At 73.0% G+C, this 23,932-nt stretch carries 20 protein-coding genes and 1 riboswitch; of the genes, 7 read left to right on the top strand and 13 right to left on the bottom strand.

Annotation, left to right across the window (positions count from 1 at the left end; translation table 11 throughout):
* Nucleotides 1–29: 29 nt before the first annotated feature.
* A complete protein-coding gene (locus H2O74_RS07545; RefSeq protein ID WP_182113813.1) occupies nt 30–524 on the top strand; it encodes an OsmC family protein in 495 nt (164 codons plus the stop codon).
* Between the two features lie 7 nt (nt 525–531).
* Here H2O74_RS07545 and uvrA read toward each other — a convergent pair whose 3' ends face one another.
* A complete protein-coding gene (gene uvrA / locus H2O74_RS07540) occupies nt 532–3,396 on the bottom strand; it encodes an excinuclease ABC subunit UvrA (RefSeq protein WP_182113812.1) in 2,865 nt (954 codons plus the stop codon).
* A gap of 153 nt (nt 3,397–3,549) precedes the next feature.
* Here uvrA and H2O74_RS07535 point away from each other — a divergent pair, with 153 nt between their 5' ends.
* Nucleotides 3,550–5,373 carry a glycoside hydrolase family 15 protein gene (locus H2O74_RS07535; RefSeq protein WP_182113811.1) on the top strand — a complete coding sequence of 608 codons (1,824 nt, stop codon included), beginning with the start codon at nt 3,550–3,552 and terminating at the stop codon, nt 5,371–5,373.
* Between the two features lie 2 nt (nt 5,374–5,375).
* The gene (locus H2O74_RS07530; RefSeq protein WP_255491854.1) at nt 5,376–6,068 is read left to right on the top strand and encodes an MBL fold metallo-hydrolase; all 693 of its coding nucleotides are present in this window, start codon (nt 5,376–5,378) and stop codon (nt 6,066–6,068) included.
* 13 nt (nt 6,069–6,081) lie between these two features.
* On the opposite strand, the gene H2O74_RS07525 is transcribed toward H2O74_RS07530, so the two are convergent.
* Together H2O74_RS07525 and H2O74_RS07520 are read right to left on the bottom strand one after the other, a co-directional pair.
* Nucleotides 6,082–6,759 carry a hypothetical protein gene (locus tag H2O74_RS07525; protein ID WP_182113810.1) on the bottom strand — a complete coding sequence of 226 codons (678 nt, stop codon included), beginning with the start codon at nt 6,757–6,759 and terminating at the stop codon, nt 6,082–6,084.
* Nucleotides 6,756–8,084 (bottom strand): serine/threonine-protein kinase, encoded by a 1,329-nt coding sequence (locus tag H2O74_RS07520; RefSeq protein ID WP_182113809.1) that lies wholly within the window; start codon nt 8,082–8,084, stop codon nt 6,756–6,758. Before H2O74_RS07520 ends, H2O74_RS07525 begins: the two co-directional genes overlap by 4 nt.
* A gap of 136 nt (nt 8,085–8,220) precedes the next feature.
* Here H2O74_RS07520 and H2O74_RS07515 point away from each other — a divergent pair, with 136 nt between their 5' ends.
* The gene (locus tag H2O74_RS07515; RefSeq protein WP_182113808.1) at nt 8,221–8,523 is read left to right on the top strand and encodes a YciI family protein; all 303 of its coding nucleotides are present in this window, start codon (nt 8,221–8,223) and stop codon (nt 8,521–8,523) included.
* Nucleotides 8,524–8,560: 37 nt separating this feature from the next.
* On the opposite strand, the gene uvrB is transcribed toward H2O74_RS07515, so the two are convergent.
* Complete coding sequence (gene uvrB / locus H2O74_RS07510; RefSeq protein ID WP_182113807.1) at nt 8,561–10,663, bottom strand: excinuclease ABC subunit UvrB; 2,103 nt, start codon at nt 10,661–10,663, stop codon at nt 8,561–8,563.
* A gap of 178 nt (nt 10,664–10,841) precedes the next feature.
* A riboswitch (cyclic di-GMP riboswitch) is annotated at nt 10,842–10,916 on the top strand.
* A gap of 15 nt (nt 10,917–10,931) precedes the next feature.
* Between uvrB and H2O74_RS07505 the strand changes: the two genes are divergently transcribed.
* Nucleotides 10,932–11,138: a BldC family transcriptional regulator gene (locus H2O74_RS07505; RefSeq protein ID WP_182113806.1), complete on the top strand. Its 207-nt coding sequence runs from the start codon at nt 10,932–10,934 to the stop codon at nt 11,136–11,138.
* Between the two features lie 79 nt (nt 11,139–11,217).
* Here the strand turns inward: H2O74_RS07505 and H2O74_RS07500 are convergent, their stop codons facing one another.
* The 5 genes from H2O74_RS07500 to H2O74_RS07480 all read right to left on the bottom strand — a co-directional run bounded on the left by H2O74_RS07500 (nt 11,218) and on the right by H2O74_RS07480 (nt 16,873).
* On the bottom strand, nt 11,218–11,865 hold the full coding sequence (locus H2O74_RS07500) for a pyroglutamyl-peptidase I (protein ID WP_182113805.1): 648 nt from the start codon (nt 11,863–11,865) through the stop codon (nt 11,218–11,220).
* Nucleotides 11,862–12,509 (bottom strand): dephospho-CoA kinase, encoded by a 648-nt coding sequence (coaE, locus tag H2O74_RS07495; RefSeq protein ID WP_182113804.1) that lies wholly within the window; start codon nt 12,507–12,509, stop codon nt 11,862–11,864. The genes H2O74_RS07500 and coaE overlap by 4 nt, the downstream gene beginning before the upstream one ends.
* Nucleotides 12,510–12,597: 88 nt before the next feature.
* Nucleotides 12,598–14,082, bottom strand: coding sequence for a 30S ribosomal protein S1 (gene rpsA / locus H2O74_RS07490; protein WP_182113803.1), 1,485 nt, complete (start codon nt 14,080–14,082; stop codon nt 12,598–12,600).
* 225 nt (nt 14,083–14,307) lie between these two features.
* Nucleotides 14,308–15,333, bottom strand: coding sequence for a 6-phosphofructokinase (locus H2O74_RS07485; RefSeq protein ID WP_182113802.1), 1,026 nt, complete (start codon nt 15,331–15,333; stop codon nt 14,308–14,310).
* A gap of 145 nt (nt 15,334–15,478) precedes the next feature.
* Nucleotides 15,479–16,873, bottom strand: a complete 1,395-nt coding sequence (locus H2O74_RS07480) for a dipeptide ABC transporter ATP-binding protein (RefSeq protein ID WP_370525862.1) — start codon at nt 16,871–16,873, stop codon at nt 15,479–15,481.
* A gap of 61 nt (nt 16,874–16,934) precedes the next feature.
* On the opposite strand from H2O74_RS07480, the gene H2O74_RS07475 reads away from it, so the two are divergent.
* Nucleotides 16,935–17,726 carry a class I SAM-dependent methyltransferase gene (locus H2O74_RS07475; RefSeq protein WP_370525861.1) on the top strand — a complete coding sequence of 264 codons (792 nt, stop codon included), beginning with the start codon at nt 16,935–16,937 and terminating at the stop codon, nt 17,724–17,726.
* A gap of 96 nt (nt 17,727–17,822) precedes the next feature.
* On the opposite strand, the gene H2O74_RS07470 is transcribed toward H2O74_RS07475, so the two are convergent.
* From H2O74_RS07470 to polA, 3 genes are all read right to left on the bottom strand, one after another.
* Nucleotides 17,823–19,466, bottom strand: coding sequence for a cation acetate symporter (locus H2O74_RS07470; RefSeq protein ID WP_182113800.1), 1,644 nt, complete (start codon nt 19,464–19,466; stop codon nt 17,823–17,825).
* Nucleotides 19,463–19,798: a DUF485 domain-containing protein gene (locus H2O74_RS07465; protein WP_182113799.1), complete on the bottom strand. Its 336-nt coding sequence runs from the start codon at nt 19,796–19,798 to the stop codon at nt 19,463–19,465. The genes H2O74_RS07470 and H2O74_RS07465 overlap by 4 nt, the downstream gene beginning before the upstream one ends.
* A 126-nt stretch (nt 19,799–19,924) precedes the next feature.
* On the bottom strand, nt 19,925–22,633 hold the full coding sequence (gene polA / locus H2O74_RS07460; RefSeq protein ID WP_182113798.1) for a DNA polymerase I: 2,709 nt from the start codon (nt 22,631–22,633) through the stop codon (nt 19,925–19,927).
* Here polA and H2O74_RS07455 point away from each other — a divergent pair.
* Nucleotides 22,632–23,093 (top strand): hotdog fold thioesterase, encoded by a 462-nt coding sequence (locus H2O74_RS07455; protein ID WP_182113797.1) that lies wholly within the window; start codon nt 22,632–22,634, stop codon nt 23,091–23,093. The two genes, polA and H2O74_RS07455, sit on opposite strands and share 2 nt — an antisense overlap.
* On the opposite strand, the gene H2O74_RS07450 is transcribed toward H2O74_RS07455, so the two are convergent.
* A complete protein-coding gene (locus tag H2O74_RS07450; RefSeq protein ID WP_182113796.1) occupies nt 23,006–23,701 on the bottom strand; it encodes a GNAT family N-acetyltransferase in 696 nt (231 codons plus the stop codon). The two genes, H2O74_RS07455 and H2O74_RS07450, sit on opposite strands and share 88 nt — an antisense overlap.
* Nucleotides 23,702–23,932: the final 231 nt, after the last annotated feature.

The following is a 23,932-nucleotide window of genomic DNA, read 5'->3' as shown; positions in this document are numbered from 1 at the left end:
CGTCGGCGGGCGCCGCGCTAGGTTGAGGCATGGGGATCCTGCACACGTACGGGGCGACGGTGCGCTGGACCGGCGCGGGCGAGGCGGGGACGTCGAGCTACACCGCCTACAGCCGGGACCACGAGATCCACGCCGAGGGCAGGCCGCCGCTGCTGGGCTCCTCCGACCCGGCCTTCCGGGGGGACCCGGAGCGGTGGAACCCCGAGCAGCTGCTCGTCGCCGCGCTCGCGCAGTGCCACATGCTGTGGTTCCTGCACCTCGCGGCGCGCGCGGGCGTCGTCGTGGTCGGCTACGTCGACGAGCCCGTGGGCACGATGCGCGTCGAGGCGGCCGGCGCGGGGCAGTTCACGACGGTCGTCCTGCGCCCGCGCGTCACGGTGCGTGCCACGCGCCCGGTCGACGACGCCGAGCTCGCGGCACTGCACCGCGGCGCCGGTGAGCACTGCTTCATCAGCCGCTCGGTGAACTTCCCCGTCCGCACCGAGCCGGTACCCCTGGCGGTCGAGCCGAGCGTGCTGCGCTGACCCCGGGTCAGGCGCTGGCCAGCGCGACCTCCGGCTCGAGCGCCTCCGCCAGGAACCGGCCCGTGTGGCTCTCCGGGACCCGTGCGACCTGCTCGGGCGTGCCCTCGGCGACCACGCGGCCGCCGCCGGACCCGCCCTCGGGCCCCATGTCGATGACCCAGTCGGCGTTCTTGATGACGTCGAGGTTGTGCTCGATGACGATGACGCTGTTGCCCTTGTCGGCCAGCGACTGCAGCACCCCGAGCAGCTTGCGAATGTCCTCGAAGTGCAGGCCGGTGGTGGGCTCGTCGAGCACGTACGCCGTGCGCCCCGAGGAGCGCTTCTGCAGCTCGCTCGCCAGCTTCACGCGCTGCGCCTCGCCGCCCGACAGGGTCGGTGCCGGCTGGCCCAGCCGCACGTACCCCAGGCCGACGTCGACGAGCGTGCGCAGGTGGCGCGAGATCGCGGGCACCGCGGCGAAGAACTCGGCGGCCTCCTCGATCGGCATGTCCAGCACCTCGGCGACCGTCTTGCCCTTGAAGTGCACCTCGAGCGTCTCGCGGTTGTACCGGGCGCCGTGGCACACCTCGCACGGCACGTACACGTCGGGGAGGAAGTTCATCTCGATCTTGAGCGTGCCGTCGCCGGAGCACGCCTCGCAGCGCCCGCCCTTGACGTTGAAGGAGAACCGACCCGGCGTGTAGCCGCGGACCTTGGCCTCCGTCGTCTCCGCGAACAGCTTGCGGACGTGGTCCCACACGCCCGTGTAGGTCGCGGGGTTGGACCGTGGCGTGCGGCCGATGGGCCCCTGGTCCACGTGCACGACCTTGTCGAGGTGCTCGAGCCCCGTCACGCGCGTGTGCCGCCCCGGCACCTGACGCGCGTGGTTGAGCTCGTTCGCCATGACGGTGTAGAGGATCGAGTTCACGAGGGTCGACTTGCCCGAGCCCGACACGCCGGTGACGGCCACGAGGCAGCCCAGCGGGAACGAGACGTCGATGCCCGCGAGGTTGTGCTCCCGGGCGCCCACGACCTTGACCATGCGCTTGCGGTCGACGGCGCGCCGGTGCTGCGGCATCGGGATCTCCCGGCGACCCGAGAGGTAGGCGCCCGTGACGGACTCCTCCGACGCGAGCAGGCCCGCGAGGTCGCCCGAGTGCACGACGCGCCCGCCGTGCTCGCCCGCCCCCGGCCCGATGTCGACGATCCAGTCGGCCGCCTTGATGGTGTCCTCGTCGTGCTCGACGACGATCAGGGTGTTCCCGAGGTCGCGCAGGCGCGTGAGGGTGTCGATGAGGCGCCGGTTGTCGCGCTGGTGCAGCCCGATGCTCGGCTCGTCGAGCACGTACAGCACGCCCACCAGCCCGGACCCGATCTGCGTCGCGAGCCGGATCCGCTGCGCCTCGCCGCCCGACAGCGTGCCGGCCGGGCGGTCGAGCGCGAGGTAGTCGAGGCCGACGTCGAGGAGGAAGCCCAGGCGCGCGTCGATCTCCTTGAGCACCTGCACGGCGATCGCGCGCTCGCGCTCCCCCAGCTCCAGGGTCCCGAGGAAGTCCCGCGCCTCGCGCAGCGGCATCGCACAGACCTCGGCGATCGAGCGACCGCCGACCCGCACCGCCAGGACCTCCGGCTTGAGCCGCGTGCCGTGGCAGACCGGGCACGGCACCTCGCGCATGAAGGCCTCGTACTTGTCCTTGGACCAGTCGGACTCGGTCTCCGCGTGGCGCCGCTGGATGAAGGTCACGACACCCTCGAAGCCGGTCGAGTACTGGCGCTCGCGACCCCACCGGTTGCGGTACTTCACGTGGACCTTGTGGTCGCGCCCGTAGAGGACCGCGTCCTTCGCGCGCTGCGGCAGCGCACGCCACGGCACGTCCATCGAGAACTCGAGGTCCGCGGCGAGAGCGGTGAGCACACGCTGGAAGTACTCCGACGAGGAGCCCTGGTTCCACGGTGCGACGGCGCCGCCCGCGAGCGTCGCGTCCTCGTCGGGGATGACGAGGTCCGGGTCGACCTCGAGGCGGCTGCCGATCCCGGTGCACTCGGGGCACGCACCGTACGGCGCGTTGAAGGAGAAGGTGCGGGGCTCGATCTCCTCAAGCGTCAGCACGTGGTCGTTCGGGCACGCGCGGTGCTCCGAGAAGCGTCGCTCCCGGTTCGGGTCGTCCGCCTCCGCGTCGACCAGCTCGACGACCATGAGGCCGCCGGCGAGGTTGAGGGCGGTCTCGACCGAGTCGGTGAGACGCCGCTGCACGCCCTCGCGCGCCACCAGGCGGTCGACGACGACGTCGATCGTGTGCTTGAGCTTCTTCTCCAGGGCGGGCGGGGAGGTCAGCTGGACGACCTCGCCGTCGACCCGGGCCCGGGCGAAGCCCTTGGCCTGGAGCTCCTTGAAGAGGTCGACGTACTCGCCCTTGCGGCCGCGGACCATCGGCGCGAGCACCTGGTACCGCGTGCCCTCGGGCAGCTCGAGCAGGCGGTCGACGATCTGCTGCGGCGTCTGCCGGCTGACCTGCTCGCCGCACACGGGGCAGAACTGCGTCCCGGCGCGCGCGAAGAGCAGGCGGAGGTAGTCGTAGACCTCGGTGATGGTGCCGACCGTCGACCGCGGGTTCCGGTTGGTCGACTTCTGGTCGATCGACACCGCCGGCGACAGGCCTTCGATGAAGTCGACGTCGGGCTTGTCCATCTGGCCGAGGAACTGGCGGGCGTACGCCGAGAGCGACTCGACGTAGCGCCGCTGCCCCTCGGCGAAGATGGTGTCGAAGGCCAGCGACGACTTCCCGGAGCCGGACAGACCGGTGAAGACGATGAGGCTGTCCCGGGGGAGGTCGAGGTCGACGTTGCGGAGGTTGTGCTCGCGCGCGCCCTGCACGAGGAGTCGGTCGTTCACCGGATCATCCTACGTCGGGCGGGCGCCGAGCGTACAGGCGTTCGAAGCCACGGGTCCCCACGGTGGCGGGCCGGACGGCCCGCGGCGAGACTGGTCCGCGTGACGACGACGCCGCGACCCCCCGCTCCCCCGCCCCCTCCCGTTCGCAGGCCGGTGGTCCCGACCCCGATCGCCGACTACGCCGTGCTCGGCGACGGCCGCACCGCCGCCCTCGTCTCGCGCACCGGGTCCGTCGACTGGCTGTGCCTGCCGCACTTCGACTCGCAGGCGTGCTTCGCGGCCCTCCTCGGCACCCCCGAGCACGGCCGCTGGCTCCTCACGGTCCGCGACGCCACCCGCATCACCCGGCGGTACCAGGACGACTCCTTCGTCCTGGAGACGACGTACGAGACGCCCACGGGCACCGCTGTGGTGGTCGACGCCATGCCGCTCGCCGACGACCGGGCGGACCTGGTGCGTACCCTGCAGGTGCTCTCCGGGACCGTCACCGTGGAGCACGAGTGGGTGGTGCGCTTCGGCTACGGGAAGATCGAGCCCTGGGTGAACCGGGTCCGTGATCCGCACGGGATCCCGGCGATCCGCGCAATCGCCGGCCCCGACGCCCTCCTGCTCCGGGGCGACCCCCTGCCGCGCGCCGAGGACCACCGGCACCGGGACGTGTTCGAGCTCGGCGCGGGCCCTCCCCTCGAGTTCGGGCTCACGTGGACCGCCTCCTGGGACCCGGTACCGGCGCGGCTGCCCATCGGGGAACGCCTCGAGGCGACCCGCATCCGGTGGGCGCAGTGGGCGCGCGCGTCGGACTACGAAGGCCCGTATCGCGACGCGGTCGTGCGGTCCCTGCTCGTGCTGCGCCTGCTGACGGACGCCCGGACCGGCGGCATCATCGCGGCGCCCACGACGTCCCTGCCCGAGGACTTCGGCGGCGAGCGCAACTGGGACTACCGCTTCGTGTGGCTGCGCGACGCCGCGCTGACCCTGGAGGCGCTCCTCGAGCACGGCTACCGGGCCGAGGCCACCGACTGGCGCGACTGGCTGCTCCGCGCGGTCGCGGGCGACGCCTCGGACCTGCAGGTGATGTACGGCACCGACGGCCGCCGCGAGCTGCCGGAGGTCGAGCTCGACCACCTCCCCGGCTACGCGGGCTCGCGTCCCGTGCGCGTCGGGAACGCCGCCGTCGACCAGATCCAGCTCGACGTGCTGGGCGAGGTCATGACCGCCCTGCACCTCGCCCGGTCGTGCGGCCTCGAGGACACCCCCGACACCTGGGCGCTCCAGCGGCTGCTCGTCGACGACCTCACCCGGACGTGGCACCACGCGGACCGTGGGATCTGGGAGGTCCGCGGCGAGCCACGCCACTTCACCCACTCGAAGATCATGGCGTGGGCCGCCGTCGACCGTGCCGTGCGGGCGGTCGAGGAGCACGGCCTCACGGGACCGGTCGAGCGCTGGCGCAGGGTGCGCGAGGAGATCCACGCCGACGTGCTCGAGCACGGCTACGACGCCGAGCTGGGCACGTTCGTGCAGTACTACGGCGGCACGAACACCGACGCGGCGCTGCTGCAGATGGTGCAGGTGGGGTTCCTTCCGCCCGACGACGAGCGCTTCCTCGGCACCCTGGCGGCCATCCGCGCGGAGCTGGAGGTCGAGGAGGGCCTCGTGCACCGTTACCTGCCGGCCGAGACCGACGACGGGCTCGAGGGGGACGAGCACCCGTTCCTCGCGTGCTCCTTCTGGCTCGCCGACGCGCTCGCGCGCTGCGGCGACGTCGACGGGGCGACCCGCGTCCTGGACCGGCTCACCGGGCTGCGCAACGACCTGGGCCTGCTGTCGGAGGAGTACGACGTCCACGGCGAACGGATGGCCGGCAACTTCCCGCAGGCGCTCTCGCACCTGGCGCTCGTGCGCGCCGTGCACAGCCACGACCTCGCGGTCGAGCGCGAGCGCCGGGCCGCCCGTCGCGCGCCGGTGCGGAGCTGATCGTGGCGTGGGGTGACGTGACCCCGGGCGGGCCGAGCGCCGTGCTGGAGCTGGACGAGGTCGTCGTCCGGAAGGCGTCGGTGGGCCCGATGGACAACAACGCCTACCTGCTCACCTGCCGGCACAGCGGCGAGCAGCTGCTGGTCGACGCCGCGGCCGACCCGGGCCGGCTCCTCGCCCTCGTGCGCGAGGGCGGCGGCGCGCGGGCGCCGCTCTCGGCGATCGTGACCACGCACCGCCACGCCGACCACCACGGCGCGCTCGAGCGCCTGGTGGCCCTGACGGGCGCGGCGACGCTCGCCGGCGCGGCCGACGCCGACCACCTGCCGGTGCCCGTCGACCGCCGGCTGGAGGACGGCGACGTGATCCGCCTCGGCGCGCTCGAGCTGACGGTCGTGGCCCTGCGCGGGCACACACCCGGGTCCGTCGCGCTCGCCTACCGGGAGCCGACGTCGGCGCGCACGCCCGGCGGCGCCCCCGGGCGTGTCCACCTGTTCACCGGGGACAGCCTCTTCCCCGGGGGTCCGGGGCGCACGCTCGACCCGGAGTCCTTCCGGTCGCTCATGACGGACCTCACCGAACGCGTCCTGGACCGCTTCGACGACCGGACCTGCGTGCACCCCGGTCACGGCCGCGGGACGACCCTCGGTGCCGAGCGGCCGCAGGTCGAGGGGTGGTGGGCGCGCGGCTGGTGACGGCCGCCGGCGCTCAGTCGTCGCCGCCGGGGCCCTTGCCCTTGCCGTGGCCCTTGCCGGGCCCGTCGTCCTTGCCAGGGCCACCGTCGCCCCGCGGTCCGGCCGGACCCGACGCTGCCTGCTCGGCGGCCGCCTGCTCCGCCGCCGCCTGCTCGGCGGCTGCCTGCTCGGCGGCTGCCTGCTCGGCGGCTGCCTGCTCCGCCGCCGCCTGCTCGGCGGCTGCCTGCTCGGCGGCTGCCTGCTCGGCGGCTGCCTGCTCCGCCGCCGCCTGCTCGGCGGCTGCCTGCTCGGCGGCTGCCTGCTCGGCGGCGAGCTGTTCCGCGGCCTGCTGCGCCACGACCGCGTCCCGCGTGGCCGCGAGCTCGAGCGCGGTGCGGTCGAGCGCGTCGTCGATGAGGCGGTAGCGCGTCGCCGAGACCTGCCCGGAGTCGACGCCCGCCTCCAGGTCGGCACGCACCTCGGCGAGCTCGGCCTCGGCGTCGTCGTACCGCCCGTCGGCCACGGCCTCGGTCACGGTGAGGACGCCGGCCTGGAGCGTCGCCGCCGCGTCGTTCGCGAGCCCGGATCCCGATCCGCACCCGCCGAGCACGAGGACGACCCCCACGAGCGCCGCGCCACCCGCGGTGACGCCGCGCGGACGCGCTCCGCGGGCGCCGTCCGCCGACGCGCCGCGCCGACGCGCGGCCGTCACGGCGTCACGCTCCGCTGCAGCTCCTCGAGCGTGGCGCCCAGCGGGCCCTCCACGACGGGGTAGTCCGGCGGCGTCGCCGGGTCGGCCCCGCCCATCTGCCCCACCAGGAGGGCACCGGCGCCGAGGACGACCACCCCGACGATGACGAGCGCCGCACGCCGCCGCGGGTGACCGCCGGCGCTGCCCTGCGGCCCGGTGACCTCGGAGGCCGTCGGGCGTCGGCGCGGGCTGCGCGCGGCGCGCTCGGCGGCCGCGCGCAGCTCCGCCGGCGAGTACGGGTGGGTGGCGTCCGGGACCGGCACCTCGCCCGTGTTGCGGCGCCGGGGCGGCGGCGGCGGCACGAGCGGGGGGATGGCCTCGGGCATCGCGTGCCCGGCCGGGGCCGCACCGGCCGCGTCGAGGGCGACGGTGGCGAGCAGGCCGGTCGCGACCTCGCCGGTCGTGACGCCGTCCACGACCAGGTCCGCCAGCCGGACCGCGACCTCGGCCGCGGTCGGCCGGTCCTCGGGCCGCCGGCGGGTCATGGCCTCCAGCAGGTCGGCCCACTCGGGGCCGAACGTGGTCGGGACCGCGGGCGACGTGTTGAGCCGGGCCGCGGCCACCTCGACCATCGTGCCGGTGAACGCCTTGCGGCCGGTGAGGCACTCGAGCAGCACGAGCCCGAGCGCGTAGACGTCGGTGGGCGCCGCGACGGGCGCTCCCGCCGCCTGCTCGGGACTCAGGTACGTCGCCGTGCCCAGGGTGGTGCCCGTGACCGTGAGCCGTGCACCGTCGGCGAGCCGGGCGATGCCGAAGTCGGCGAGCTTGGCGATGGGCCCCGTCGTGGAGACCGCGTCCCGGTCCTCGTCCCCCGCGCCGGCGGGCTCGACGAGGAGCACGTTGGCCGGCTTCACGTCACGGTGGACGACGCCCGCGGCGTGGACGGTCGCCAGCGCCTCGGCGACCTGCCGGCCCAGGCGCGCGGCGCGGCGCGGGCTCAGCGGCCCGCCGGCGAGCCGGTCGGCGAGGGTCGGTCCGTCCACGAGCTCCATGACGAGGTACGTCTGACGCATCGGGCCCTCGGCGTGCGCGAGGCCGGCGTCGTGCAGGGTGACCAGGCCGGGGTGGCTCAGCTGGGCGAGCACCCGCATCTCGGACTGGTGCCGCAGCAGGTCCTCGGCGTCCTCGGCCACGGGGGGGAAGAGCTTGACCGCGACGTCACGGTCCAGGACCAGGTCGTGGGCGCGGTAGACCGTCGCCATCCCGCCCTGGCCGAGCACGTCCTCCAGGCGGTACCTGTCGTCGAGGAGAACACCTCGGGCTACGTCCGCCCCTGGCGTCACCATCTGCCTCCTCGTGCACCTGTGACCGGACGTGACGCCGCCCGCCGCGGGACCCTTCCCACGAAACTAGGCGCGGAGGGCCCGTCCCGCATGTCGAGGGGCCTCCCCGGGCGGGTGAACCAGAGGGCAGGATCGGGTCATGACCGTCTTCGCCGTCCTCTACACCTACGACGACCAGGTCGCCGACCGCGACCGCGTCCGACCGGAGCACCGCAGGTTCCTCGCCGACCTCTACGCGGCGGGCCGGCTGCTCGCCAGCGGACCGTTCACCGGTCCGACCGAGGGCAGCGACCACGAGCCGGACGGCGCCCTGCTCCTCGTCCGCGCGGACGACGCGTCGGCCGTCCGCGCGCTGCTCGACCCGGACCCGTTCGCCGTCGCGGGCCTGGTCGCGGCACGCGACGTGCGCCCGTGGCAGCCGGTCTTCGGCCCCTGGGACTGACGGGGCCTCCCTGCGCCGCCGCGCGGCGCGGGGAAGCTCACGCGGTCGCGGCCGTCATGGCGCGGAGCTCCTTCTTCAGCCCGGCGATCTCGTCGCGCAGGCGGCCGGCGAGCTCGAACTGCAGCTCGGCCGCCGCGGCGTGCATCTGCTCGCTGAGCTCGCCGATGAGGTCCGCGAGGTCTGCCGCGGGCACGGCCGCGAGCTTCGCACGCTCCGACGGGGCGGCGCCGCCCTTGCGCCCCGGCACCGGCGCCTTCCCCTTGCCGCTGTTGCGGTAGCCCCCCTCGAGGAGCGCGGCGGTGTCCAGGTCCTCGCGCGCGAGCATGTCGGTGACGTCGCTGATGCGCTTGCGCAACGGGGTCGGGTCGATCCCGTGCTCGAGGTTGTAGGCCACCTGCTTCTCGCGGCGTCGCGTCGTCTCCTCGATCGCCATCGCCATCGCCGGCGTCACCTTGTCCGCGTACATGTGGACCTGGCCCGAGACGTTGCGGGCCGCGCGGCCGATCGTCTGGATGAGGGACGTCCCGGACCGCAGGAACCCCTCCTTGTCGGCGTCGAGGATGCTCACCAGCGACACCTCCGGCAGGTCCAGGCCCTCGCGCAGGAGGTTGATGCCGACCAGCACGTCGAACTGGCCCATCCGCAGCTCCCGCAGCAGCTCGACGCGACGCAGCGTGTCGACCTCGGAGTGCAGGTACTGCACCCGCACCCCCCGCTCGAGCAGGTAGTCGGTGAGGTCCTCCGACATCTTCTTGGTCAGCGTCGTGACGAGGACCCGCTCGTCGCGCTCGGCGCGGACCCGGATCTCGTGCAGCAGGTCATCGATCTGACCCGTGGTCGGCTTGACGACGATCTCCGGGTCCACGAGGCCGGTGGGGCGGATGATCTGCTCGACCACGCCGTCGGACTGCGCGAGCTCGTACGGCCCCGGCGTCGCGGACAGGTACACGGTCTGGCCGATGCGCTCGACGAACTCCTCCCAGCGCAGCGGCCGGTTGTCCATGGCGCTCGGCAGGCGGAAGCCGTGCTCGACGAGGGCCCGCTTGCGCGACATGTCGCCCTCGAACATGGCGCCGATCTGCGGCACGGTCACGTGCGACTCGTCGATGACCAGCAGGAAGTCCTCGGGGAAGTAGTCCAGCAGCGTGTGGGGAGGCGTGCCCGGACCGCGCCCGTCGATGTGCCGCGAGTAGTTCTCGATGCCCGAGCAGCTGCCGACCTGGCGCATCATCTCGATGTCGTACGTGGTGCGCATGCGCAGCCGCTGCGCCTCGAGCAGCTTGTTCTGCCGCTCGAGCTCGGCCAGCCGCTCCTCGAGCTCGGCCTCGATCGAGGAGATCGCCCGCTCCATGCGCTCGGGCCCCGCGACGTAGTGCGTCGCCGGGAACAGGTGGACGTCGGCCTCCGAGCGCAGGACGTCGCCCGTCAGGGGGTGCAGCAGGTGGATGGCCTCGATCTCGTCGCCGAAGAACTCGATCCGGATCGCCAGCTCCTCGTACACCGGGATGATCTCCACGGTGTCCCCGCGGACCCGGAACGTGCCGCGCGTGAACGCCATGTCGTTGCGGGTGTACTGCATGGTCACGAACCGGCGCAGCAGCTGGTCGCGCTCGATCTGGTCCCCCACGGCCAGGTGCACCATGCGGTCGACGTACTCCTGGGGCGTGCCGAGGCCGTAGATGCACGACACGGACGCCACCACGATGACGTCGCGCCGCGTCAGGAGCGAGTTCGTCGCGGAGTGGCGCAGCCGCTCCACCTCGTCGTTGATCGACGAGTCCTTCTCGATGTAGGTGTCCGTCTGCGCGATGTACGCCTCGGGCTGGTAGTAGTCGTAGTACGAGACGAAGTACTCGACCGCGTTGTTCGGCAGCAGCTCGCGGAACTCCGTCGCCAGCTGCGCCGCCAGCGTCTTGTTCGGCGCCATCACCAGGGTCGGACGCTGCAGCTTCTCGATGAGCCACGCCGTCGTCGCCGACTTGCCGGTACCCGTGGCGCCCAGGAGCACGACGTCCTTCTCGCCCGCCTGGATCCGCTCGGTGAGCTCGGCGATCGCCGTGGGCTGGTCGCCCGACGGGGTGTACTCGGAGACCACCTCGAGGGTGGCGGCACGGCGCTGGAGGTCGGTCACGGGGCGCATGGCTCCACGGTACGTCGCGGGTCCGACACGGCCCGTCCCGGGGTCGGTCCGGCCGGCACAGCCGCGCGACGATCTCGTGTGACGTAGATCACATCGGCGCGCCCTCAAGCCTGTCCGGTTCGTCCCCGATACCGTGTTGTGAGGCACGGAGTCCGGATCATCCGGACCACCGCCTCGTCACAGACAAGGGCAAACCCGCCGCAAGGCGGGGACGCAAAGCCAGGGGCCCGACCAGGGCAGCCCAGCCACCAGATGACAAGGACACGACATGCAGACAGCCCCCACCACCACGACGACCAACGCCCTGCTCACGCCCGGCGAGGTCGCGACGATGTTCCGGGTCGACCCCAAGACCGTCACGCGCTGGGCCAACGCCGGCAAGATCAGCGCCGTGCGCACCCTCGGCGGTCACCGCCGCTTCGTCGCTGCCGAGATCGAGGGCCTGCTCTCGATGGTGCCGACGCAGCAGAACTGACACCGGCGACCGGCCCGGTCGGCCCGACGCGCGAGCGCCGGGCCGGGCCGGGCCGACCCGCGTCACCCCGCCTGCCGACTCACGCCTCGGACCCGGCGGCCATCGTGATCTCGCTGCCGTCGAGACACGCCCCGAGGACGGCCCACAGCGCCACCGCCGACTGCCCCACCGGCAGCGACGCCTCACCGGGACGCACCTGCGCGACGTCGCGCGGGACGTGCACGAGGCCGCCGCGCACGCCCGGGAGGCCGGGTGAGCACGCCAGCAGGTGCATGAGCGCGTAGAACGTCGCGTTGCACACGTAGGTGCCGGCGGTGTTCGAGACCTCCGCCGGGACGCCCGCCGCGCGCACCGCCGCGAGGCACGCCTTGACGGGCAGACCGCTCAGGAGCGCCGTCGGACCGCCGGCCACGACGGGCACGTCCACCGGCGCGGAGCCGTCGTTGTCCGGGATCCGCGCGTCGATGACGTTGAGCGCCACGCGCTCCACGCCGACGGCGGACCGGCCGCCCGCCTCCCCGACGAGCACGACGACGTCGGGCGCGTGCTCCCGGACCGCGTCCCGCAGCCGCTGGCGTGCACCGCGGAACGAGACCGGCAGCCGCGCGACCACGACCTGCTCGTCGCGGTCCCAGCCCTGAGCCACCGCACGCACGGCGTCCCAGGACGCGTTCGCCACCTGCCCGTCGAACGGCTCGAAGCCCGTGAGGAGCACCGTCCGGCTCACGCGGGTGCCGCCGTGCGCCAGCGCTCCCAGAGCCGGTCCACCTGGGCCTGCAGGTCCATGACGGAGCCCGCGCCGTCGAGCACGACGTCCGCCGCCTCGATCCGGGCCTCGTCGTCCGCCTGCGCGGCGAGGCGCGCCCAGGCCTCCTCCGCGTCCAGCCCACGCCCCTCGACGAGACGCCGCAGGCGCAGCTGGGCCGGGGCGTCCACCACGACGACCTCGTCGAAGCGTCCGGCCTGGCCGGTCTCCACCAGCAGCGGGATGTCGTGGACCACGACGTCGTACCCGGCCGCCACCGCGGCGGCCTCCGCGGCGTGGGCCGCCGCCCGGATGAGCGGGTGCACCAGGCCGTTCAGCCGCTCGCGCGCCGCCGGGTCCGCGAACACCACCCGGCCGAGGGCAGGCCGGTCGAGCTCGCCGGCCGCGGTCAGGACACCCCCGCCGAAGGCGGCCACGACGGCGGCCAGGCCGGGGCTCCCCGGGGCGACGACCTGCCGCGCGAGCACGTCGTGGTCCACCACGGCCGCACCGAGCCACGCCAGACGCGCGGCCACGACGGACTTGCCGGCGGCGATCCCGCCCGTGAGGCCGATCCGCCGAACCGTCCTGGCGCGATCGCCCGTGAGCTCCTCGTCGACGGTCACGGATCCAGCCTAGACGCCGACGGGCCGGCCACCCGAAGGTGACCGGCCCGTCGTGCGGCCGTGCCGACGTCGCGCCGAGGCGCGGGCGTCAGTTGCCGGTGAGCTTCTCGCGCAGAGCGGCGAGCGCCTCGTCGGACGCGAGCGTGCCCGCGGCCTCCTCGACGGGAGCCGACGAGTACGTCGACGCGCTGCTGCTGCTGGAGCTGGAGCTCGACTCCGAGGTGCTGCTCGACGCGTCCGCGTCGGCCTGCACGGCCTCGAGGACCTGCTTCTTGTGCGCCTCCCAGCGGGCGTGCGCGGCGGCGTACTGCGCCTCCCACGTCTCGCGCTGCGCCTCGAAGCCCTCGAGCCACTCGTTGGTCTCCGGGTCGAAGCCCTCGGGGTACTTGTAGTTCCCCTTCTCGTCGTACTCGGCGGCCATGCCGTACAGCGCGGGGTCGAAGTCCTCGCTGGTGGGGTCGAGACCCTCGTTGGCCTGCTTGAGCGACAGCGAGATGCGGCGACGCTCGAGGTCGATGTCGATGACCTTGACGAACGTGTCGTCACCGACGTTGACGACCTGCTCCGGCAGCTCGACGTGGCGCACGGCCAGCTCCGAGATGTGGACCAGACCCTCGATGCCGTCCTCGACGCGCACGAACGCACCGAACGGGACGAGCTTGGTGACCTTGCCGGGCACGACCTGACCGATGGCGTGCGTCCGGGCGAACGCCTGCCACGGGTCCTCCTGCGTCGCCTTGAGCGACAGCGAGACGCGCTCGCGGTCGAAGTCGACGTCGAGCACCTCGACCGTGACCTCCTGGCCGACCTCGACGACCTCGGACGGGTGGTCGATGTGCTTCCAGGACAGCTCGGAGACGTGGACGAGGCCGTCGACCCCGCCGAGGTCCACGAACGCACCGAAGTTGACGATCGAGGAGACGACGCCCGGGCGGACCTGGCCCTTCTGCAGGGTCTGCAGGAAGGTCGAGCGCACCTCGGACTGCGTCTGCTCGAGCCAGGCACGGCGCGAGAGGACGACGTTGTTGCGGTTCTTGTCGAGCTCGATGATCTTCGCCTCGATCTCCTTGCCGACGTACGGCTGGAGGTCGCGGACGCGACGCATCTCGACGAGCGACGCGGGCAGGAAGCCGCGCAGGCCGATGTCGAGGATGAGGCCGCCCTTGACGACCTCGATGACGGTGCCGGTGACGACGCCGTCCTCCTCCTTGATCTTCTCGATCGTGCCCCAGGCGCGCTCGTACTGCGCACGCTTCTTGGACAGGATCAGGCGACCCTCCTTGTCCTCCTTCTGGAGGACGAGCGCCTCGACGGCGTCCCCGACCTTGACGACCTCGTCCGGGTCGACGTCGTGCTTGATCGAGAGCTCGCGGGACGGGATGACACCCTCGGTCTTGTAGCCGATGTCCAGGAGCACCTCGTCCCGGTCGACCTTGACGATGGTGCCTTCGACGATGTCGCCGTCGTTGAAGTACTTGATGGTCGCGTCGATCGCGGCGAGGAAGTCCTCACTCGAGCCGATGTCGTTGATCGCGACCTGAGGGGCCGACTTCGTCGGGGTGGAGATGGTCATTGAGTTTCGAGCTCCGATGCGGACAGGGAGTAGGGCGGACAGGGATCGATCGGGGTGCGCCGGCACGACCGGCGCGGACCACCCCTGCCCCCGGAGGAGCCGACGAGGAGCGCGCGAGACGTGCGTGGTCGGACCGACAGACCAGCATGACGAGGCACGCCACACCACCGACCATCCTACGGGCCGTGGTGAAGGGTGGTCAAAGAGGACGCGCCCCCCTCCGCCTCAGGCGAGGACCTGCGCCGTGCGGAGCATGTCCGCGGGCACGTGCTTGACCCGCCCGGCGACCTCCGCCAGCGGGACCAGCTCGATGCGCTCGCCGCGCAGCGCCGTCATGACGCCGGTGGTGCCCGCGGAGATCGCGTCCATCGCCGCGACGCCGAACCGGCTGCCGAGGATCCGGTCCGTCGGGGTGGGCGAGCCGCCGCGCTGCACGTGCCCGAGGATCGTGACGCGCGTGTCGAAGCCCGTGCGGCTCTCGATCTCGCTCGCCACCCGCTCGCCGATCGCGCCGGCGACGATCTCCCCGAACTTGCCGAGCTGCGTGCGGTAGTCCATCGACCCGCCCTCGCGCGGCATCGCGCCCTCGGCGACGACGACGATGGAGAAGTTCGCGTGGGCCCGGTGGCGGTGCTTGAGGAACCTCACGACCTGGTCGATGTCGAACGGCTCCTCGGGCGCCAGGACCAGCTCCGCGCCGCCCGCCATACCCGCGTTGACCGCGATCCATCCCGCGTGTCGCCCCATGACCTCGACGACCATCACGCGGTTGTGGCTCTCGGCCGTGGTGTGCACGCGGTCGATCGCCTCGGTCGCGATGTTCACCGCGGTGTGGAAGCCGATCGACAGGTCGGTGCCCTCGACGTCGTTGTCGATGGTCTTGGGGATGGCCACGATCCGCACGCCCGCCTCGGCGACCTTGCTCGCGGCGTGGAGGGTGCCGTCACCGCCGATGCAGATCAGCGCCTCGATGCGCTCCGCCTCGAGGGTCGCCATCACCGCCTCGATGCCGCCGTTCTCCTCGTCGGGGTGGAACCGCGCCGTCCCGAGCAGGGTGCCGCCCGTGGGCAGCACGTTGCGGATGTGCGGTCGGCCGAGCGGCATGACGTCGCCGTCGACGACGCCCTTCCAGCCGTTGCGGAACCCGATGATCGAGTGCCCGTAGGTGCCCTCCCCGTGCTTCACCACGGCGCGGATCGCCGCGTTGAGGCCCGGGCAGTCGCCCCCTCCGGTCAGCAGTCCGACGCGCACGCGAGCTCCTTCGTTGTGAGGGGGGCGGGTCCGGCGCCCCGACGCGCGCCCGCGAGGACCACACTACCGAGGACGGTGGACGTGCGCCGGGCCGTCGGTCCCCGGGAAGCGGCCCGGGCCTGTGCTGCGCCCGGGACCGGGGGCCTCAGGCGCCCACGGCCAGCTCGAGGCTGCGGCCCGGGATCGCGTCCAGCAGCGCCCGCGTGTAGTCCTGCTGCGGCCGGTCGAAGACGTCGTCGACGGTGCCCTGCTCGACGATCCGGCCGTGCTCCATGACGCAGACCTGGTCCGCGATCTGGCGCACGACGGCGAGGTCGTGGCTGATGAACAGGTAGCTGAGCCCGAGGCGGTGCTGCAGGTCCGCCAGGAGGTGCAGGATCTGCGACTGCACGATGACGTCGAGCGCGGACACGGCCTCGTCGCAGACCACGAGGTCGGGGTTGAGCGCCAGGGCACGGGCGATCGCGACCCGCTGACGCTGCCCGCCCGACAGCTCGCCCGGGTAGCGGCGCAGCAGATCCTCCGGCAGCGCGACGTCGGACATGAGCTCGAGCACGCGGGCCCGGCGCTCGGCCGGCGAGCCCATGCCGTGCGCGCGCAGCGGCTCCTCGATGGTCCGGTAGATCGTGTAGAGCGGGTCGAGGGACGCGTACGGGTCCTGGAAGATCGGCTGCACCTTGCGCCGGAACTCCACCTCGGCAGCGCGGCCGGCGCCGCCCGACCGCCCGGGGCCGACCTCCGCCCCGTTGAACCGGATGCTGCCCGACGTCGGCGCGGTCAGGGCCAGCATCATCCGGGCGACGGTGGACTTGCCGGAACCCGACTCCCCCACGATGGCCGTCGTCGTCCCGCGCGGGATCGCGAAGCTGACGCCGTCCACCGCGGTGAACTCCGTGCGGCGCGCGAACAGCCCGCGTCCGCGCAGGTGGAACACCTTGGTGACGTCGTCCACCTCGACGATCGGGTCCTCGGCGACCGTCGAGGTCGGGGCGTCGGCCGCACCGGAGAGCAGGTCGTCCTGCACCGCGTCCGTCGCACCGGCGCGCTTGGCGAGCTGGATGCGGCGGGACGCGAGCGACGGCGCCGCGGCGAGCAGTCGCTTGGTGTACTCGTGCTGCGGGTCGGTGAGGAGCTGCGCGGCGGGCCCGGTCTCCACCACCTCGCCGCGGTACATCACCACGACGCGGCTCGCGCGCTCGGCGGCCAGCCCGAGGTCGTGCGTGATGAGCAGGACCGCGGTACCCAGCTCGCTCGTGAGCCCTTCGAGCCGGTCGAGGATGACGCGCTGGACCCTCACGTCCAGGGCCGACGTCGGCTCGTCAGCGATCAGCAGTCGCGGTCGGCAGGCCAGGCCCATGGCGATGAGCGCGCGCTGGCGCATGCCGCCCGAGAACTCGTGGGGGTACTGCTCGGCGCGGCGCACCGCGTCGGGCAGCCCGGCCTCCTCAAGCAGCTCGACCGTCCGCCGCCGCGCCGCGGCGCCGTGGGCGATGCCGTTGTCCTCGAGCGCCTCGGCGATCTGCGCCCCACGCCGTGTCACATCGCTGTTACTGGGCAGTCACATCGAGGACTCGGCGAAACTACTGCACATGGAGGACTTTGTGCCTACGCACGCCGGCTTCACGTCTGTTCCCGACGACGTCGGGGGCGCCGCCGCCCGGGGGTGGTGGGACGCGAACGCCGCCGAGTACCTCGCCGAGCACGGCGACTTCCTCGGCAGCGCGGACTTCTGCTGGTGCCCCGAGGGCCTTCGTGAGAGCGACGCACGGCTGCTGGGCGACGTGGCGGGGCGCCGGGTGCTGGAGGTCGGCGCCGGTGCCGCGCAGTGCTCGCGGTGGCTCGCGACGCAGGGCGCCCACGTCGTGGCGACGGACGTGTCGTGGGGCATGCTCGCGCGCGGCAGGGAGCTCGACGGTGCGGTCACGACGCCCGTGGTCCAGGCCGACGCGCGCCGGCTCCCCTTCCCCGACGCCGCGTTCGACGCCGCGTTCACGGCCTTCGGCGCGCTGCCGTTCGTGCCGGACGCCCACGCCGTGCACCGCGAGGCCGCCCGGGTGCTGCGCCCCGGCGCGCCCTGGGTGTTCTCCGTGACGCACCCGATCCGCTGGGCGTTCCCTGACGACCCGAGCGAGCGCGGGCTCACCGCCACCCGCTCGTACTTCGACCGCCGGCCCTACGTCGAGGCGGACGACGACGGGCACGTCCACTACGCCGAGTACCACCGCACCCTCGGCGACCACGTCGGCGACCTGGCGGCCGCCGGCTTCGTCCTCGAGCGGCTCGTGGAGCCCGAGTGGCCCGCCGGGCACGACCGGACCTGGGGCGGCTGGGGCCCGGTGCGCGGCGCCCTGCTCCCGGGCACGGCCATCTTCGTGTGCCGCCTGCCCGGCTGAGGACGCCCCGCCGGACGACCGCGCCCGCCCGGCCGGAGCCGGACGGGCGCGGCGCCGCAGGACCGTGGGTCCCGCCGGCGGACAGCAGACGGTCCGTCAGTGCACGGTCGCCTTCTCCGCGCCGGCGCCCGTGAGGGACCGCACCTCCATCTCGGCGAACTTCGCGTCGTCCGACCGCTCCTTGCTGAGGAGGGTGCCGACGACGCCCAGCAGGAAGGCGAGCGGGATCGAGACGATGCCGGGGTTCGACAGCGGGAACACGGCGAAGTCCACCGACGTGTCCTTGATCATCGAGAGGCTCGCGCCGGTCACCGGGTCGACCTTGCCCGAGACGACCGGCGAGAGCGCGATGAGGACGATGCACGAGAGCAGACCGCCGTACATGCTCCACAGGGCTCCGGCGGTGTTGAACCGCCGCCAGAACAGCGAGTAGATGATGGTCGGCAGGTTGGCGCTCGCGGCGACCGCGAAGGCCAGCGCGACGAGGAAGGCGATGTTCTGCCCCTGGGCGAAGATGCCGCCCACGATCGCGAGCAGGCCGATGACGACCACCGTCATGCGCGCGACCTTCACCTCGCCGTCCGGGTTGACCTCGCCGTGCTTGATGACGTTGGCGTAGATGTCGTGCGCGAACGACGCCGCCGCCGTGATCGTCAGGCCGGCCACGACCGCGAGGATGGTCGCGAACGCGACCGCGGAGATGAACCCCAGCAGGAGCACCCCGCCCAGCTCGTACGCGAGCAGCGGCGCCGCCGAGTTCACGCCGCCCGGGGCGCTCGTGATGGCCTCCGGGCCGACGAGCGCGCCGGCGCCGTAGCCCAGCACGAGCGTGAAGAGGTAGAACGCGCCGATGAGCCAGATCGCCCAGACCACCGACCGACGCGCCTCCTTGGCCGACGGCACCGTGTAGAACCGCATCAGCACGTGCGGCAGACCGGCGGTGCCGAGCACGAGCGCGAGGGCCAGGGAGAGGAAGTCGAGCCGCGTCAGCGCCGAGAGGCCGTACTGCTTGCCCGGCTCGATGAGCGCCTCGCCCCCCTCGCCGCCCGCGTCGACCGCGGCCTGCAGCAGCGCCGAGAGGTTGAGGCCGAACTTCGCCATGACCCAGACGCTCATGACCAGTGCACCGGCGATGAGCAGGATGGCCTTGACGATCTGCACCCAGGTGGTGCCCTTCATCCCGCCGACGAGGACGTAGAGGATCATCAGGGCACCCACCACGGCGATGACGGCGCCCTGCCCGCTGGTCGTCTCGATGCCGAGCAGGAGGGCGACGAGGCCGCCCGCGCCCGCCATCTGCGCGAGCAGGTAGAAGAACACCACCATGAGCGTCGCCAGCGCCGCCGCCATGCGCACGGGCCGCTGGCGGAGGCGGAACGACAGCACGTCCGCCATCGTGAAGCGCCCGGTGTTGCGCAGGAGCTCCGCGACCAGCAGCAGCGCGACGAGCCAGGCGACAAGGAAGCCGATGGAGTAGAGGAACCCGTCGTAGCCGTTGACCGCGATCGCGCCGGCGATGCCGAGGAAGCTCGCGGCCGACAGGTAGTCGCCCGCGATGGCGGTGCCGTTCTGGGGGCCGGTGAAGGAGCGACCCGCGGCGTAGTAGTCGGCGGCGGTCTTGTTGTTGCGGGACGCCCGGAAGACGATCACGAGCGTGACGAGCACGAAGGCCCCGAAGATGGCGATGTTGACGCCCGGGGAACCCACCTGCTGGGACTCGGCTGCGGCGCGCACGATCATCGGACCTCACCCGCCTCGATGCTCTCGCGGAGCCGGTCGGCGACGGCGTCCTGCTTCTTGTTCGCCCAGTTCGCGTAGATCATCGTGATCGCGAACGTGGTCACGAACTGGCCCAGGCCCATGAGGAGCCCCACCGTGATCGTCCCCGCGACGCGGATGCTCATGAAGTCGTGGGCGTACGCGGCGAGCAGGACGTAGAGGAAGTACCAGACGAGAAAGAACGCGGTCATGGGGAAGACGAAGTTCCGGAACCGTCGCCTCAGGTCCTGGAACTCCTGCGACCGCTGCACCCGTTGGTAGTCGGTCTCTGCCGGGTCGATGACCTCGGACATGGCGCCTCCGTCGTGTCGGGCGGTGGCGACACTGCCACCGCGCGACAAAGTGTGTCCTAGGTCACCTTCGGAGGCGACCCCCCACGCCGATATTGCTCGGCCCGCGGACCACGGGGCGGACCGCCGTCAGTGGCCCGCCTCGTGCCAGCTGGTGCCGGTGCCGACGGACACGTCGAGCGGCACGGACAGCTCCGCCGCCGAGCCCATCTCGTGGCGCACGATCGCCTCGGCGACCTCCCGCTCCCCCGGTGCCACCTCGAGCACCAGCTCGTCGTGGACCTGCAGGAGCATCCGCGACCGCAGGCCTTCCTCGCGCAGGCGTCGCTCGACGCCGAGCATGGCGACCTTGATCAGGTCTGCCGCGCTGCCCTGGATCGGTGCGTTGAGGGCCATCCGCTCGGCCATCTCCCGGCGCTGCCGGTTGTCGCTCGTCAGGTCCGGCAGGTACCGCCGGCGCCCGAGGATGGTCGCCGTGTAGCCCGTCCGCCGCGCCTCGTCGACGACCCCCGCGAGGTAGTCCCGGACGCCGCCGAACCGCGCGAAGTAGTCCTCCATGAGGGTCGCGGCCTCGCTCACCGGGATCGCGAGCTGCTTGGAGAGCCCGAAGGCCGAGAGCCCGTAGGCGAGGCCGTACGACATCGCCTTGATCTTGGACCGCATCGCGGGGGTGACCTCGTCGGTCGGCACCCCGAACACGCGCGACCCGACGAAGCTGTGCAGGTCCTCCCCCGACCGGAACGCGGCGATGAGGCCCGCGTCCCCCGAGAGGTGCGCCATGATCCGCATCTCGATCTGGCTGTAGTCGGCGGTCAGCAGGGTCTCGTACCCCGGTCCGACGACGAAGGCGCGGCGGATCTGGCGCCCGGCCTCGGTCCGGATCGGGATGTTCTGCAGGTTCGGCTCGGTCGAGGAGATCCGGCCCGTCGCCGCGATGGTCTGCTGGAAGGTCGTGTGGATCCGGCCGTCCGCGGCGACCGACCGCAGCAGGCCCTCGACCGTCTGGCGCAGCCGTGACGCGTCCCGGTGCGCGAGCAGGTGCGCGAGGAAGGGGTGCTGCGTGCGCTCGAACAGGTCGGTGAGCGACGCGGCGTCCGTCGTCCAGCCGGTCTTGATCTTCTTGGTCTTGGGCATGCCCAGCTGGTCGAAGAGCACCTCCTGGAGCTGCTTCGGCGAGCCGAGGTTCACCTCGCGGCCGATGACGGCGTAGGCCTCGGCCGCGGCGTCGTTCACGGCCGCCGCGAACTCGCGCTCGAGCGCGCCGAGGTAGTCGACGTCGGCCGCGATGCCGGCGGCCTCCATGCGCGCGAGGACCCCCACGAGGGGCAGCTCGAGGTCCTCGAGCAGGCGCTGGGACTCCCGGTCCGCCAGCTCCTGGCCGAGGATCTCGGTCAGCTCGGCGACCGCGGCGGCGCGCAGCCCCGTCCGCCGGATCTCCGAGCTGTCCTCGAGGTCGAGGTCGAGCGCCCCCTGCGCGGCGTCGGCCGCGCCGGCCTCCGAGCGGAGCTCGCGGTGCAGGTGCCGGACGCTGAGGTCGCCCAGCTCGTACGAGCGCTGGTCGGGGTGGCACAGGTAGGACGCGAGGAGGGTGTCGAACGCGACGCCGTCGAGCGCGAGACCTCGGCCGGCGAGCGCGTGCCACGCCTCCTTCGAGCCGTGCAGCGTCTTGCGCGCGCCGGGGTCGGCGAGCCACGCCGCGAGCACGGCCTCGTCCGCCGGGGCCACGGCCGCGAGGTCGATCCCGACCGCCTCGCCCGGACCGTCGGCGATGGCCAGCGTCCACGCGTCGCCGGACGCCGGGGTCGCTCGCCCGGACACGTCCAGCGCGAGCAGGCGCCCGCGTCGGGGCTCCAGCCAGGCCGCCAGCGCGCCCGGCTCCGGCACGGTGACCTCGAGCTCGAAGCCCGTGGTCTCGGGCGCGTCCTCGGGCACCATCGCGAAGAGCCGCTCGCGCAGGGTCCGGAACTGCAGCGCGTCGAAGACCCGGTGCATCGCCTCGCGGTCCCACGGCTGCAGCGCCGCGTCGTCGACGCCGATCGGCAGCTCGACGTCCGTGACAGCCGCGTTGAGCATGCGGTTGATGCGCACCTGGTCGAGGTTGAGGCGCAGGCTCTCGCCGGCCTTGCCGGTGATCTGCCCGGCCGCGGCCAGGACGCCGTCGAGGCCCCCGTACGCCGTGATCCACTTCGCGGCCGTCTTGGGGCCGACGCCCGGCACGCCGGGCAGGTTGTCGCTCGTCTCCCCCACCAGGGCGGCGAGGTCGGGGTAGCGCTCCGGCGCGACCCCGTACTTCTCCTCGACGGCAGCCGGGGTGAAGCGGACCAGGTCCGAGACGCCCTTACGCGGGTACAGGACCGTCACGGCGTCGCCCACGAGCTGCAGCGCGTCGCGGTCCCCGGTGCAGACGAGCACGTCCATGCCGCGGCCGACGGCCTGGCGCGTCAGGGTCGCGATGACGTCGTCGGCCTCGAAGTTGTCCTTCTGCACCGTGACGACCCGCATGCTCTCGAGGATCTCCTGGATGAGCGGGACCTGGCCCTTGAACTCCGAGGGCGTCGCGTCGCGGGTGCCCTTGTACTGCGGGTACTGCTCGGTGCGGAACGTCGTCCGGCCGGCGTCGAAGGCCACCGCCACGTGGGTCGGCTGCTCGTCCCGGAGCAGGTTCGCGAGCATGGCCGTGAAGCCGTAGACGGCGTTGGTCGGCTGACCGGTCGTCGTCGAGAAGTTCTCCACCGGGAGCGCGAAGAACGCGCGGTAGGCCATCGAGTGACCGTCGATCAGCAGCAGCAGGGGTCGGGTTCGCGCCAGGTCGTCCACGGGTGCCAACCTATCGGCCATGTCCGACACAGCCCGGCGCGACGACGCCAGCACCCGAGCCCCCGCCGACGCCGAGGCGGTGCTCGCCGCGGTGCGGGCCTCGACGGCCGGCACCCTCATCGAGCGCATGGGCATCGAGATCCTCGAGGCCTCCCCCGCCCGGGCGGTGGCCACCATGCCGGTCGCCGGCAACACGCAGCCCTACGGCCTGCTGCACGGCGGCGCGTCGGTGGTGCTCGCCGAGACGCTGGGCTCCTACGCCGCGATGCTCCACGCGGGCCCGGACCGGCAGGCGGTCGGGATCGAGGTCGGCGCCACGCACCACCGCGCCGCGCGCGAGGGCCTGGTCACCGGCGTCGCGACGGCTCTGCACCTGGGCCGCACGACGGCGAGCTACGAGGTCGTCGTCGAGGACTCGGCGTCGCGCCGGGTCTGCACCGCCCGCTTGACCTGCTTGCTGATGGACAGGCGAGAGGGCTGAGCCGGCGCGTCCTCGGCGAAGGGGACGTTCTCCTTGTCCCCGACGCGGACGACGTCCCCCACCCCGGCCTTGTCGGCCGCCCGGCCCGCGCGGGACTGACGCCGCCGCGCGATCAGGTCCTCCAGGCCCCGCGACCCCGCGCGCCGCACCATCGCCCCGTCGACCGCGAGCCGGCGCTGCAGCGCCACGGTGCTGGTGACGCGGTGTGCCGCCGCGGCCGCGAAGCCGAGCTGGACGAAGAAGCGCTGCATGCCGCGGGCCCCGGGGATGGGCGCCGCGTAGACGTGCTGCGCACCGGCGCTCGAGGCGACCTCCGCTGCTCCCACCATGAGGGCGTGGCCGACGCCGCGGCGTCGGTGCCGCGTGTCCACGTACAGCGCCTCGACCGCGAGGCTGACGTCGTCGGTGAAGGGGTTCGGACCGAGCAGCCGGCCGAGGAGGAGCCCGACCACCGCGCCCTCGGTGCGCGCCACGAGGACCGTCCCCCCGGGGATCGCCGTGAGGGCGCCGAGCTGCTGGGCGAGCGTGGCCCCGTCGGAGGTGCAGACCTGCGAACCGACGGAGGACTCGGCCCTCGCGGCCAGGCACAGGGCGACGAGACCGTCCATGTCGGCCGGTGTCGCCGGCCCTACCTCGATCCCGGGACGCACGTCGACGGCCTCCTCCGGTGCAGGGCTCCGGTCGCCGCGGGGGACGGGGCCGGTAGATGACGAAAAGATAACGGTCCGGCGGGCCGGAGCAAAGTCCCGGTTCGCGCAGCGGCGAGGGCCTTGGGCCTCGGAGCGATTGCTGCCAAGGTGTGGCGTGTCACGAAATGCCCCCGACACATCCGCTGCCTA

This window comes from Actinotalea sp. JY-7876, assembly GCF_014042015.1.
Taxonomy (GTDB): Bacteria; Actinomycetota; Actinomycetes; order Actinomycetales; family Cellulomonadaceae; genus Actinotalea.
This window is presented reverse-complemented; position numbering and strand designations above follow the sequence as displayed.